The sequence below is a fragment of the Arthrobacter sp. sptzw42 genome, from assembly GCF_059089685.1.
Genome location: NZ_JBNHEX010000001.1, coordinates 203,307 through 216,464 on the forward strand (window position 1 = coordinate 203,307; position 13,158 = coordinate 216,464).

At 65.2% G+C, this 13,158-nt stretch carries 12 protein-coding genes and 1 tRNA gene; 10 read left to right on the top strand and 3 right to left on the bottom strand.

Features of this window, described 5'->3' with window-relative positions; genetic code table 11:
* Nucleotides 1-75: 75 nt before the first annotated feature.
* From AC5RT4_RS00945 to AC5RT4_RS00990, 10 genes are all read left to right on the top strand, one after another.
* Nucleotides 76-681 (top strand): MazG nucleotide pyrophosphohydrolase domain-containing protein, encoded by a 606-nt coding sequence (locus AC5RT4_RS00945; protein WP_494104731.1) that lies wholly within the window; start codon nucleotides 76-78, stop codon nucleotides 679-681.
* A 133-nt stretch (nucleotides 682-814) separates the two neighbouring features.
* Nucleotides 815-2,095, top strand: a complete 1,281-nt coding sequence (eno, locus tag AC5RT4_RS00950; RefSeq protein ID WP_307095956.1) for a phosphopyruvate hydratase — start codon at nucleotides 815-817, stop codon at nucleotides 2,093-2,095.
* A gap of 124 nt (nucleotides 2,096-2,219) precedes the next feature.
* Entirely contained in the window at nucleotides 2,220-2,918 is a 699-nt protein-coding gene (locus AC5RT4_RS00955) for an FtsB family cell division protein (RefSeq protein ID WP_494104600.1), read from the top strand.
* A 28-nt stretch (nucleotides 2,919-2,946) separates the two neighbouring features.
* On the top strand, nucleotides 2,947-3,618 hold the full coding sequence (locus tag AC5RT4_RS00960; RefSeq protein WP_494104601.1) for a DUF501 domain-containing protein: 672 nt from the start codon (nucleotides 2,947-2,949) through the stop codon (nucleotides 3,616-3,618).
* Nucleotides 3,615-4,562, top strand: coding sequence for a Ppx/GppA phosphatase family protein (locus tag AC5RT4_RS00965; protein ID WP_494104602.1), 948 nt, complete (start codon nucleotides 3,615-3,617; stop codon nucleotides 4,560-4,562). The genes AC5RT4_RS00960 and AC5RT4_RS00965 overlap by 4 nt, the downstream gene beginning before the upstream one ends.
* A gap of 27 nt (nucleotides 4,563-4,589) precedes the next feature.
* Nucleotides 4,590-5,954 carry a S8 family serine peptidase gene (locus tag AC5RT4_RS00970; RefSeq protein WP_494104603.1) on the top strand — a complete coding sequence of 455 codons (1,365 nt, stop codon included), beginning with the start codon at nucleotides 4,590-4,592 and terminating at the stop codon, nucleotides 5,952-5,954.
* Nucleotides 5,955-6,012: 58 nt separating this feature from the next.
* A complete protein-coding gene (locus tag AC5RT4_RS00975; protein ID WP_494104604.1) occupies nucleotides 6,013-7,488 on the top strand; it encodes an NAD(P)/FAD-dependent oxidoreductase in 1,476 nt (491 codons plus the stop codon).
* A 141-nt stretch (nucleotides 7,489-7,629) separates the two neighbouring features.
* Nucleotides 7,630-8,592 carry an N-acetyltransferase gene (locus tag AC5RT4_RS00980; RefSeq protein WP_494104605.1) on the top strand — a complete coding sequence of 321 codons (963 nt, stop codon included), beginning with the start codon at nucleotides 7,630-7,632 and terminating at the stop codon, nucleotides 8,590-8,592.
* 20 nt (nucleotides 8,593-8,612) lie between these two features.
* A tRNA-Leu gene (locus tag AC5RT4_RS00985) sits at nucleotides 8,613-8,686 on the top strand.
* Nucleotides 8,687-8,903: 217 nt separating this feature from the next.
* Entirely contained in the window at nucleotides 8,904-10,256 is a 1,353-nt protein-coding gene (locus AC5RT4_RS00990; RefSeq protein WP_494104606.1) for an ABC transporter substrate-binding protein, read from the top strand.
* 65 nt (nucleotides 10,257-10,321) lie between these two features.
* On the opposite strand, the gene AC5RT4_RS00995 is transcribed toward AC5RT4_RS00990, so the two are convergent.
* From AC5RT4_RS00995 to AC5RT4_RS01005, 3 genes are read right to left on the bottom strand one after another with little or no spacing between them, the layout of a single operon-like run.
* The gene (locus tag AC5RT4_RS00995; RefSeq protein WP_494041061.1) at nucleotides 10,322-11,095 is read right to left on the bottom strand and encodes an ABC transporter ATP-binding protein; all 774 of its coding nucleotides are present in this window, start codon (nucleotides 11,093-11,095) and stop codon (nucleotides 10,322-10,324) included.
* The gene (locus AC5RT4_RS01000; RefSeq protein WP_494104607.1) at nucleotides 11,092-12,186 is read right to left on the bottom strand and encodes an ABC transporter ATP-binding protein; all 1,095 of its coding nucleotides are present in this window, start codon (nucleotides 12,184-12,186) and stop codon (nucleotides 11,092-11,094) included. Before AC5RT4_RS01000 ends, AC5RT4_RS00995 begins: the two co-directional genes overlap by 4 nt.
* Nucleotides 12,183-13,151 (bottom strand): branched-chain amino acid ABC transporter permease, encoded by a 969-nt coding sequence (locus AC5RT4_RS01005; RefSeq protein WP_494041059.1) that lies wholly within the window; start codon nucleotides 13,149-13,151, stop codon nucleotides 12,183-12,185. The genes AC5RT4_RS01000 and AC5RT4_RS01005 overlap by 4 nt, the downstream gene beginning before the upstream one ends.
* Nucleotides 13,152-13,158: the final 7 nt, after the last annotated feature.

A 13,158-nucleotide genomic window follows, 5' to 3' on the forward strand; every position in this document is an offset into this window, starting at 1 on the left:
GGCAGCGCCCCGACCGGGGAGCCACTGGGGAAGCTGCTGGGGCAGATTGCCGCCCTGCGCGAGCACTGCCCGTGGATGGGCGCGCTGACCCATGAATCCCTGGTGGAGTACCTCCTTGAGGAGGCCTACGAGGTGGCGGAAACCATTGAAGCCGGGACGGGCAAAGACATTGACGACGCCGAACTCCGCGGCGAGCTGGGCGACGTACTGCTTCAGGTGGTCCTGCACGCCCGGCTTGCCGAGGAGCGCGGATCCTTCACCTTCGAGGACGTCGCACGCGGCCTGAGCGCCAAGATGATCCGCCGGAACCCGCATGTCTTCCGCCCCGACGGCTCCCTGCAGGACAGCTTTCCGGCCACGGTTGAAGAGATCGTGCAGAAGTGGGACGCGGTGAAGCGGGCAGAGCGGCCGGACCGGCATGACCCGTTCGAGGGCATCCCGTTGGCGCTCCCCGCGCTGGCCCGGACGCAAAAGTCCATCGACCGGGCCGCGCGGGCAGGGCTTCCACAGGCTCAACCATCCGTGGAAGTTCCCGCCTTCGCGTCCGAGGACGAGCTGGGCGAGCTGCTGCTCGCCGTCGTACAGTCCGCCCATGCCGGCGGGTTGGACGCCGAGCGTGCCCTGCGCGGTGCGGTGCGGAACTACCAGCAACGCGTCCCCGGGCAGCAGCAGGAGTTATAACCGCACCATCATGACGTCCGGGGGCTGGATAGGTTTCCGTAACCCGGAGCACTCTCGACTACGCTGGTCCGTGACGAGTACGTCGAGTTTTCAGCTGCATTTTCCCCGTTAATCGCCCATAAGGAGCAAATTCATGGCGCTTATCGATGCCATCCACGCCCGCGAAATCCTCGATTCCCGCGGCAACCCCACAGTAGAAGTTGAAGTACTGCTCTCAGACGGCCAGATCGGCCGCGCAGCAGTTCCCTCCGGTGCTTCCACCGGCGAGCACGAAGCCGTTGAGCTGCGTGACGGTGACAAGGGCCGTTACCTTGGCAAGGGCGTCCAGAAGGCTGTTGACGCCATCATCGACCAGATCGCACCGGCCCTGACCGGCTTCGACGCCACGGACCAGCGCAGCATCGACCAGGCCATGCTGGACCTGGACGGCACGCCGAACAAGGGCAAGCTGGGCGCCAACGCCATCCTGGGCGTCTCCCTCGCCGTCGCCAACGCAGCCGCCGCCTCCGCTGACCTGCCGCTGTACAAGTACCTGGGCGGCCCGAACGCTCACGTACTGCCGGTCCCGCTGATGAACATCCTCAACGGCGGCTCGCACGCCGATTCCGACGTCGACATCCAGGAATTCATGGTTGTCCCGCTGGGTGCCGAAACCTTCTCCGAGGGCCTGCGCTGGGGCGTTGAGGTCTACCACGCCCTCAAGGCCGTCCTGAAGGAAAAGGGCCTCGCCACCGGCCTGGGCGACGAAGGCGGCTTCGCCCCGAACCTGCCCTCCAACCGGGCAGCACTTGACCTGATCCAGGAAGCCATCAAGAACGCCGGCTACACCCCGGGCAAGGACATCGCACTGGCCCTGGACGTCGCCTCCTCCGAGTTCTTCACCGACGGCGCCTACCAGTTCGAAGGCAAGGCACTGACCTCCGCCGAGATGAGCGCCTACTACACCGAACTCGTGGCCGACTACCCGCTGGTTTCCATCGAAGACCCGCTGGACGAAAACGACTGGGACGGCTGGAAGACCCTCACCGACTCCATCGGCGACAAGGTCCAGCTGGTGGGTGATGACCTCTTCGTCACCAACCCGGCCATCCTGCAGCGCGGCATCGACACCAAGACCGCCAACTCCCTGCTGGTCAAGGTGAACCAGATCGGTTCGCTCACCGAAACGCTCGACGCCGTCAGCCTGGCCCAGCGCGCCGGCTACACCACCATCACCTCGCACCGCTCCGGCGAAACCGAGGACACCACCATCGCCGACATCTCGGTGGCCACCAACGCCGGCCAGATCAAGACCGGCGCCCCGGCCCGCTCCGAGCGTGTTGCCAAGTACAACCAGCTGCTGCGCATCGAAGAGGAACTCGATGACGCCGCACGCTACGCCGGCCGCAGCGCCTTCCCGCGTTTCAAGGGCTAGTAGCCGCATAACCGACGAGGCGGTGGCTATGGTTGAAAGACCATAGCCACCGTTGTTGTTTCGGCAGTATTAGTTTCAGCCCAGCTAGTGGCGGCCCCGGCAGGCTGCGCGTTTCAGGAGTGTCATGGCTACCCGCCGTCCCAAAGTTCCAAAGGTCGCCTCTTCCCGCCCGGGAGCGCTGTCGAGCCAGGAAATGGCCGACGCCGACGTCATTCGGGCGCCCTTCGGTTCCGCCAAGGAAAAGCCTGCCACCGGCGCCGCCGGGCCGAAAGCCGCAACCCCTGGACCAGGCAAGGCAGCGGCCGGCCATACATCCGGCTCCAGGGATGCCCCGGGGCCACACGGCGGAACTGCGCCTGCGGGCGGCGGGAAGGGCAGCAGCGCCCGAAGCAAGTCCCCGGCTGCCGGCACTGAAACAGGTGAAGACCAGCAGCCAGTACCAGCGAAGGCGTTTTCCGGACGGATGCTCGCGCTGGCAGTGGTCATGATTGCCATCACCATCATGCTGGCGCCCACCGTCAAGATCTTCTTCGACAAAAGGGCTGAGATCGAAGCCCTCAATGCGGACATCGCCGCCCGTGAGGCCGAAGGCGACAGCCTGCGGCAGCAGGTTTCCCGCTGGAAGGACCCCAACTACGTGAAACAGCAGGCCCGCGACCGCATTAACATGGTTATGCCGGGCGAAACCGGCTACTGGGTCTTCGGCAGCGATTTGCCGGCCGGAGACAACAGCGGCCACACCGGTGCAGCAGCACAAGACCCCGCCGATCTGCCGTGGGTGGATTCCCTGTGGGAGTCGATCACGCGCGCGGCCACAGACTGAACCGCAAAAGGAAGGACGGCCCGCGACAGTGGAACTTAACACGGCAGCCGCCCGGGACGAATCCCGCCAGCCATCAGCACGAGACCTGGAAGTACTGAGCCGCCAGCTGGGCCGGCCGGTCCGGGACGTCGTCGAGATTCCCGCCCGCTGCGTCTGCGGCAACCCCCTGGTGGCCGCCACCGCTCCACGGCTCGGCAACGGGACCCCGTTTCCCACCACCTTCTACTTGACCCATCCGGTCATTACCTCTGCGGTTTCCCGTCTGGAAGCAGCCGGAGTGATGAACGAAATGAATGAGCAACTGGCAGGTGACGAGGACCTGGCCGCTGCCTACCGCTCAGCCCACGAGGCCTACCTGGCTGCGCGTGCGGCCATCGGTGAACGCTCCGGCATCGGAGCTGTCCCCGAGATCGACGGGATATCCGCCGGCGGCATGCCCACCCGCGTCAAGTGCCTGCATGTTCTGGTGGGCCAGTCCCTCGCGGCCGGTCCGGGAGTGAATCCGCTGGGGGACCGCGCCATCAATGCAATCAGCGAGTGGTGGACCGCGGACAGGTGCTACTGCGACGGCGCCTGGGACACCACAGGGGAAGCCCCGTCCAGGGACCTCAGCCGGCACGGACCGCAGGGCCTGCCGGACATCGTGGGCCGGCCCGCACCCGTCCGGAAGACCTCCGGGACCGCAGGAGCTGGGAAATGACGCGCGTTGCCGCCATCGATTGCGGTACTAACTCCATCCGCCTCCTGATCGCGGATATCGACCGCAGCAACCCAACTGCCGGGCTCAAAGACATCGTGCGCGAGATGCGGGTGGTTCGGCTGGGCCAGGGGGTGGACGCCACCGGTGAGTTGGCCCCGGAAGCCCTGGAACGCACGTTTGCGGCCACCGCTGACTACGCCCGCCTCATCCAGGAACACTGCGCCGGGAAGGTGCGCTTTGTTGCCACCTCCGCGAGCCGGGACGCGAAGAACCGGGACGTCTTCGTGGACGGCGTCCGGGACCTGCTGGGCGTGGAACCTGAGGTGATCTCCGGCGACGAGGAAGCCGCGCTGTCTTTTGCCGGAGCCAGCAGCGTGCTGCCTGTCCTTGATGGCCAGGAGGTGTTGGTGATTGACCTGGGCGGCGGAAGCACCGAGTTCGTCCTCGGCACGGCCGCCGGCGTGACCGCAGCCAGGTCAGTGGACATCGGGTGCGTGCGCCTGACCGAACGGCACCTGCGGCAGGACCCGCCCACCGCTGAACAGATAGCCGCCGCGATAGCCGACGTGGACTCAGCCATCGCCCGCGCCCGCCAGGACGTGCCCCTGGAACGGGCCACCGCCGTCGTCGGCGTTGCTGGTTCCATCACCACCATCACCGCCCATGCCCTCCGCCTGCCGGAATATTCGCCGGACGCCATCCACGGCACCGAGCTGTCCCTGGACACCGTCCGCGCGGCTTCGGCCGACCTCCTGAATATGACGCGTTCGGACCGCGCCGCCCTGCCCTACATGCACCCGGGCCGGGTGGACGTCATCGGCGCAGGGGGACTGGTTTGGGGCCGGATTCTCGAACAGCTGGCCGGGCTAACCGGCGGACGCATTGCAACAGCCACAGCAAGCGAACACGACATCCTCGACGGCATAGCCCTGAGCATTGGCTGACGGCCCATGCGGATCCACACTGCCGTAATGAGGCTGCCGCTCGGACGGGCCGGGGCAGCCCTGCTCGCCCTGGTCCTTGCCGGCGGTTGCCTCGCCGCCGGCCTCGCCACTGCCCCAGCCGCACAAGCCGACGAATGGCGCGACAAACAGTACTGGCTCGCCGAGTCCGGCATCACCAAGGCCTGGGAGGTCTCCAAGGGCGCCGGGGTCAAGGTGGCGGTGATCGACAGCGGGGTTGACGCCCAGCATCCGGACCTCAAGGGAGCCGTCGCTAGCGGCTATGACGCCTCCGGTTCCGGACAGCCCAACGGCCAGAAAGGCGTGGGCTCCAAGACGGAACACGGCACACTGGTGGCCACCATGCTTGCAGGACGCGGCCACCAGCCTGCCGACGCCACCGCCTCGCCGTCGCCCGGTCCCGCAGCCCTTCCCCCGGATGGAATCGTGGGTGTGGCCCCCGAAGCCCAAATCCTCGCTGTCTCCACCTGGCTGGGCTCGCCGAACCCTTCGGGCAAAAGCGACCAGGACCAGATCCCTGAAGCCGTCCGCTGGGCGGTAGACAACGGGGCGAGGGTCATCAACATCTCCCTGGGCAGCACCACTCCGCAGTGGCCGCAAAGCTGGGACGCGGCCTTCCTCTACGCCGAGCAGAAAGACGTGGTCATTGTGGCCGCCGCCGGCAACCGGGTGGGCGGCAACATTCAAGTGGGCGCGCCGGCTACCATCCCTGGCGTCCTGACGGTCGCAGGCCTGGACCGCAAGGGTGCGGCCAGCGTTGACGCATCCTCCCAGGGCATCAGCATCGGCGTCGCGGCGCCGGCGGAAAACCTGCTGGGCGGGGTGCCCGGAGGCAGCTACGCCGAGTGGGCGGGAACCTCGGGCTCGACGCCCATCGTTGCCGGCGTTGCGGCACTGATCCGTTCCAAATGGCCGGCTATGAGCGCCGAACAGGTCATCAACCGGATTGTTACCACCGCAAAGGACGCCGGAGCACCGGGCAGAGACCCGCTCTACGGCTACGGGGTGCTCAACGCGGAGGCGGCCCTGAAGGACGACGTGCCCGAGGCGGAGGCAAACCCGCTCGGCTCCATCGCCGAATGGATCCGTGTCCACCGGCGTGGCAACTTTGCCACCCCCGCGCCGCTTCCCACCACTGAAGCACCAAGTGCAGTGCCCACCTTGCCGGAGGCAACTGTACCTGCGGCCGAGCCGCCTTCCCGGCGGGACAGTGCACTCGGCGGCGCCGTCGTGATCGGTTTCAGCCTGTTGTTCGTGGCGATCATCGCGGCGGCGGTCATCCAGCTTCGCCGGGCGGCGGGAAGGCCGGCGGGGCCGGCGGAGGAACCGGACACAGATGCGATGGACACGGTGGACTCCGGCCGGAAAACCTGAACATTGCAACGTCCGGGCAGTTAGTGAAGATTTTCACAAACTGCTGTATCCTTGTGCTATGGCAACCACCCCAGAGCTCCAGGACCGTCCCAGGGTACTCGTCGTCGGCGGCGGGTACGTCGGCCTGTACGTAGCACTCAAACTGCAGAAGAAGATCGCGAATGCCGGTGGCATCGTCACCCTCGTGGATCCACTGCCCTACATGACCTACCAGCCGTTCCTGCCCGAGGTGGCCGGCGGCAACATCGAGGCGCGCCACGCTGTGGTCTCCCACCGCCAGCACCTCAAGCAGACCGAACTGATCCAGGGCCGCGTGACCTCGATCGACCACACCAACCGCACGGCCGTGGTGGCTCCCGCGGGCGGCGGCGCGCACTTTGAGGTGCCCTACTTCGACGTCGTCATGGCCGCAGGTGCCATCACCCGTACGTTCCCCATCAAGGGCCTCGCGGACAAGGGCATCGGCCTGAAGACCATCGAGGAAGCTGTTGCCCTCCGCAACAAGGTCCTGGAGCGCATTGAAGTTGCCTCCACCATGACCGATCCCGCTGCCCGCGCCAAGGCCCTCACCTTCGTAGTGGTGGGTGGCGGATTCGCCGGCATCGAGTGCATCACGGAGATGGAAGACCTCGCCCGCGCCGCAGTCCGGGACAACCCGCGCATCAAGCAGGAGGAAGTCCGCTTCGTCCTGGTTGAAGCCATGGGCCGGATCATGCCCGAAGTCACCGCCAAGCAGGCGGAGTGGGTTGTGGAGCACCTCCGCAGCCGCGGCATCGAGGTACTCCTCAACACCTCCCTGGACAACGCCGAGGGCAGCCTTAAGCTCATCAACCTGCCGGACAAGACCCCTGCCCAGGAGTTCGAAACGGACACCCTCGTGTGGACCGCCGGCGTGCAGGCCAACCCCATTGTCCGCTCCACCGACTTCCCGCTGGAGCCCCGCGGCCGCGTCCGCGTCCTCCCGGACCTCCGCGTGGCCGGCGATGAAGGCATCATCGACAATGCCTGGGCAGCCGGCGACATCGCCGCGGTGCCGGACCTCACCGGCAAGGGCCTGCCGGACGGTACCTGCGTCCCCAACGCCCAGCACGCGCTCCGCCAGGCCAAGCGCCTCGCCAAGAACCTGTGGGCCTCCCGCTGGGACAAGCCGCTGAAGGACTACAAGCACAAGAACCTCGGTGCTGTTGCAGGCTTCGGTCAGTGGAAGGGTGTTGCCAACATCAACCTTGTTGGCAGCATCGGACTCAAGGGCGGTCTCGCCTGGCTGGCGCACCGCGGCTACCACGGCCTGGCGATGCCCACGTTCGAGCGCAAGTTCCGCGTGATCCTTAACTGGATTTTGAGCTTCTTCGCAGGCCGCGACACCACGCAGCTGATGGACCTGGACAACCCGCGCGGTGCCTTCGTGGCAGCGGCCACCCCGGCCCCCAAGCCAGCTGCCGCGCCCGCTGCGGACGCTCCTGCCCCGGTAACCCGCGGCTCGGGTTCCACCGCCACCACCAAGACGGAAGCGGTCCCGGCCAGCATCAAGTAGGCCGGCCCTGCCCTAGCGCGCACGACGGCGGCTGTCCCTTTGGGGGATGGCCGCCGTTGGCGTTTTCCCGGCAGCGTCAGCCTCGAGCGCCAGCCCGGCGGACGCCTGCAGCGCCGGAGGTGGGCTTCTAGACTGGGCAGCATGACTGGCGAGAAGAATCTCCAGGCCCTGTTGTCCGGGATGCAGCCAAACCAGCGCCCGGGTGAGTATGTCTACGTGCTGTGGCCGCACAACCGGCCGCTCGTGCCCGCGATCGAAGCTGCGGTGCGGGAAGCTGAAGGCCTCGCCGTGGTTCTGCCCCGGGAGCTGGCGGACCGTGAAGGCTTGTCCTACGGGTTCGTGGCCGCCTGGATCACCTTGCAGATCCACTCCTCACTGGAAGCCGTGGGACTCACTGCCGCCGTCAGTAAGGCCCTCACGGATGCCAGGATCAGCTGCAATGTCCTTGCCGGCCTGCACCATGACCACCTGCTCGTGCCGGTTGGCGATGCGCCCCGCGCCCTTGAGGTGCTGTCGGAACTCGCCGGGCAAAGCGCCCAAGTGGGGGAGGGCGGGCAGATGCCGCGTCCCGAACTCCTGCTGCGCGGGGAGACACCGGAGGACCGGGATGCGATCCTTGCACTGACAGCGGAGGCGTTCGCCGTCCCGCCTGCCACCGGCCTGCCGGCGGAAGGGGAGCCGGTTGAGGTCAGTGTGCTCCGGGCGCTTTTTGACGCCGAAGAGTACCTCCCGGCTCTTAGTGTGGTGGCGGTGCTTGACGGCGAGGTGGTGGGGCACGTCATCAGCACCCGCGGATGGGTGGGCCGCCAGGAACTCCTGGGCCTTGGCCCCATCGGAGTCACTCCGCGGCTCCAGAGGCACGGCATTGGTTCGGCCCTGATCACGGAGAGCATCGTCAGGGCAAACGCAGCGGGGGAGGTCGGCATCGCCTTGCTCGGAAGCCCTGACTACTACTCCCGCTTCGGCTTTGTCCCGGCCGCATCGCTGGGCGTGCTTCCGCCCGAGGACGAATGGGGCGACAACTTCCAGCTGCTGCCGCTCGCGCTGTGGCCGGGCGGCGTCCGCGGGACGTTCCGGTATGCCGCACCGTTCTCGCGCCTCTGACGGGATACCATTGAGCCGTTGCCCCAGTAGCCCAATTGGCAGAGGCAGCGGACTTAAAATCCGCGTGTTGTGGGTTCGAGTCCCACCTGGGGTACGTGGCGAAACCGGCCGCAGCAGCCGTCAGAAGAAGAAGCCGTCCGCACTGCGGGCGGCTTCTTCCGTTTAATTCCACATATGCAACGACTGTTATAAGGATGTGACCTCTCTCACTTATCTTCCCTGTGCATATGCATTAGCTTGAAAACTAAATCAGGAACACCTGATTTTTCGTGTCAAAGGCCGTTTGCACCTTTAGATCGAGGAGCTTGTAAATGACTTCATTCCCCCAGGCGGGAACCCGTGTTGCCAAGCTGACAGCGCTTGGCATCGGCGTCGCCTTTATGGCAACGGCTTGCGGCGGTTCGTCCACACCCACGGCGTCCGAGACCGCCACCGGGTCAGCGGCAGGAATTGCGTGCCCGGCACCCGGCTCCACCGGCGGAAGCACCGCCCAGGCCACCGGCGCCGGTGGCGCCGTCCCGCCGTCCAAAGGCACAACCGAAACCCCACTCAAACTCGGTTCCCTGCTGCCCACCACCGGTTCGCTGGCGTACCTTGGCCCACCTGAAATTGCCGGTGTCAACCTCGGCGTCAAGGAAGTCAATGATGCCGGCGGCGTCCTCGGCAAGCCTGTGGAAGTGATCCACCGCGACTCGGGCGACACCAAGACGGATATCGCAACCCAGTCCACCTCCGCCTTGCTCGGCCAAGGGGTCAACGCCATCATCGGTGCAGCCTCCTCCGGTGTTTCCAAGACGGTCATCAACCAGATCACGGGCGCCGGCGTGCTCCAGTTCTCACCCGCCAACACTTCACCGGACTTCACCACCTGGGACGACAAGGGCCTGTACTGGCGCACCGCACCCTCGGATGTCCTCCAAGGCAAGGTCCTGGGCAATTACATGGCCACCTGCGGTGCCCAGACCGTGGGCATGATCGTCCTGAACGACGCCTACGGCACAGGGCTGGCGACCAACATCAAGGCAGCTTTCGAGTCGGCCGGCGGCAAGGTGGTGGCGGAGGAGCTCTTCAACGAGGGCGACACCCAGTTCAGCAGCCAGGTGGACAAAGTTATTGCGGCAAAGCCGGATGCCATCGCCCTGATCACCTTTGACCAGGCCAAGAGCATCGTGCCGCTAATGACGGGCAAGGGTGTGAAGGCCAACCAGATGTTCCTGGTGGACGGCAACACCTCGGACTACAGCAAGGACTTCCAGCCCGGCACCATGGAAGGCGCCCATGGCACCTTCCCGGGAACCTTCGCCAATGAAAGCTTCACCAAGAAGCTGCTCGAAATCGATCCGGCGCTGAAGGACTTCACCTACGGCGGCGAATCCTATGACGCCGTGAACCTGATCGCACTGGCATCCGAGGCAGCAGGCAGCACCAGTGGTGTTGAAATTTCCAAGCAGCTCAAGGCAGTTTCGGAGTCGGGTGAGAAATGCACCAGCTTCGCCTCCTGCGTTACCCTGCTTCGCGAAGGCAAGGATATCGATTACGACGGCCAGTCCGGCCCCGTAACGTTCTCGGACGCCGGTGACCCCACCGAGGCCTACATCGGCATCTACGAGTACACCAATGAGAACAAGCTCAAGCCCCTCCAGTCGGAGTTCGGCAAGCTGTAATGCCCCACTCGTAAACACCAAAGAGCCCCTGTCCTGCCGGACAGGGGCTCTTTGTTGGCTTGCTGTTATTCGACGGTATCGGCCAGCGTGCCCAGGTAGAGCTGGATGACCTTCGGGTCCTTCATCAGTTCACGGCCGGTGCCGGTGTAGGCATCCCGGCCTTGGTCCAGGACGTAGCCGCGGTCGCAGATCTGAAGGCAACGGCGGGCGTTCTGTTCCACCATGATTACGGAGACTCCGGCCCGGTTAATCTCGTGGACGCGCAGGAAGGTTTCATCCTGCTTGACGGGGGAAAGTCCCGCGGACGGCTCGTCAAGCAACAGCACCGCCGGATCCATCATCAGTGCCCGTCCCATCGCCACCATCTGCCGCTCGCCGCCCGAGAGGGATCCGGCGCGCTGGGCGCGGCGCTTCCCGAGCTCAGGAAAAAGGCTGGTGACGAAGTCGAACCGCTGGGCGAAGTCCTTGGGTCGCTGGAACATGCCCATCTGCAGGTTTTCCTCGATGGTAAGGGTGGCGAACACGTTGTTGGTTTGCGGGACGAAACCAACACCACGGCTCACCAGCTTGTTCGCCTTCAGCCCGGTGATGTCCTGGCCTCGGACAACCACGGTGCCCGAATGGACCTTGACCAGCCCAAACATTGCTTTCAGCAGCGTGGACTTGCCGGCTCCGTTGGGGCCGATGATGCCGATCAGTTCGCCTTTGCGGGCCTCGATGCTGCAGCCGTTCAGGATGTTGACCCCGGGGAGGTAACCGGCCACCAGGTCGGTGACCTTGACCACCGAGTCGCCTTCCGTCACGGGCTGGGCGGCCGGTGCCGCGCTGGTGCTGCTCATTGGGTGTCCTTCTCTGTGGTGCCGGTCTCGGTGCTTCCGTGGCGGCCGTGGGGTTCGTCGCGCTGGGGCTGGCCTTCCCCGCTGCGGGCAGGGTTGCTGCCCTCGGCGGCCAGAACGTCGACGGAGATGATGCCCGCGTTCTCTGTTCCGACAATGGATTCTTCGTCGGCCACCAGTTCGGCCGCGAGTTCCTTGAAGCCTTCGGAGTCACCCAGGTCCACGTCATGGTGCGCACCGAGGTAAGCGTCGATGACCGCGGGGTTCTTCATCACTTCCCCTGGCGGTCCTTCCGCAACCACCTTGCCCTCGGCCATGACCACTACCCAGTCGGCAATGTGCCGGACCATGTGCATGTCGTGTTCAACGAACAATACCGTCATGCCCTCGGCTTTGAGGTTCTTGATGTGATCGAGCAGGGACTGCGTCAACGCCGGGTTGACGCCGGCCATGGGTTCATCAAGCATCACCAGTTTGGGTCGCACCATCAGGGACCGGGCCATCTCCAGGAGCTTGCGCTGGCCTCCGGAAAGGGAAGCGGCGTAGTCGTCCTTCTTGGCGTCGAGCTTGAATTTCTCCAGCAGGACGTTCGCCTCCTGGGTGATCTGTTTCTCCCGGCCGCCCCAGATGCCTTTGAAGAGTGCCTTGGCGAGGCTCTCACCGGGCTGGTTCGCCGCTCCCAACCGCATGTTCTCCATGACCGTGAGTTTGCCCATGACCTTGGTGAGCTGGAACGTGCGCACCATCCCCATCCGGGCAACCTTGTAGGGGGACACCCCGGCCAGGCTTTGGCCTTCGAACTGCCATTTGCCGCTGTTCGGCGAATCGAAACCGGTCAGCAGGTTGAACAAAGTGGTCTTGCCGGCTCCGTTGGGACCGATCAGGGCCGTGATCTTATGGCGGGGAATCTCCAGGTAGTCGACGTCCACTGCATTGATGCCGCCAAAGCTCCGGGTCACGTTCTCGGCGACGACGATAGGGTCCCGCTTCTTGCAGCCGGGGCCGGTTTCACCGGCGGCTATGGGACGGGTATCGGTCATGTAGTCATGTTCACCGGCACCGGTGGTGGTGGTTTTTTCGCTGTGCTTGCTCATGCGAACGCCAGCTCCTTTTTGTTTCCGAAGACGCCCTGCGGCCTGAAGATCATCAACAGCATGAGGGCTATGCCAACCAGGATGTACCGCAGCTGCCCCGCCTGAACAGTGTTCAGCCACGTGACGGCTCCTGACTCGATCAGGCCGTACAGGATGCCCTGGGTCAGGGAAAGGACCACCCAGAAAATCATGGCGCCAATCACAGGCCCGAGGACGGTGGCCATGCCGCCGAGCAGGAGGCAGGTGTAGAGGAAGAACGTCAGTTCCGTTCCGTAGTTTGCCGGCTGCACCGATCCGCGGGGGAGGGTGAAGACCATGCCGGCGAGGGCGCCCAGCACACCACCGATAATGAGGGCCTGCATCTTGTAGGCGTAGACGTTCTTGCCCAGTGAGCGTACGGCGTTTTCGTCTTCGCGGATGCCTTTGAGTACCCGGCCCCAGGGGCTGCGCATGAGCAGCCATACGAGCGTGCAGCACAGGATGACCAGCGCCCATGCCACCACGCGGATGAAGAAGTCGCGGCTGTTCATCCCGAAATAGGAGCCTTCAGGGAAGGGGTTCATGGAGTAGAACCCTCCTTCGAAGGCTGCCAGGCCGTTGGCGGACCCGGTGACCGAAGTGAGCTGGTTGGTGGTCACGATGTACCGGACAATTTCTGCCGCTGCAATGGTGACGATGGCGAGGTAGTCGGCCCGCAGCCGCAGCGTGGGGATGCCCAGCAGCAGCGCGAAGATGGCGGAGGCGACGACGGCGATCAGCAGGCCCACAAAAAACGGGACGCCAAAGGTAAGGGTTGAGATCGCGAAGCCGTAGGCCCCGACGGCCATGAAACCCGCTTGGCCGAAGTTAAGCAGCCCGGAGTAGCCGAAGTGGACGGCGAGGCCGAGCGCGGCCAGGGCGTAGGCCGCCGTCGTCGGGCTGAAAATCTCCGCGGCGGCGCTGGCAAGAATAAATCCAAAGTCCATGGCTGTC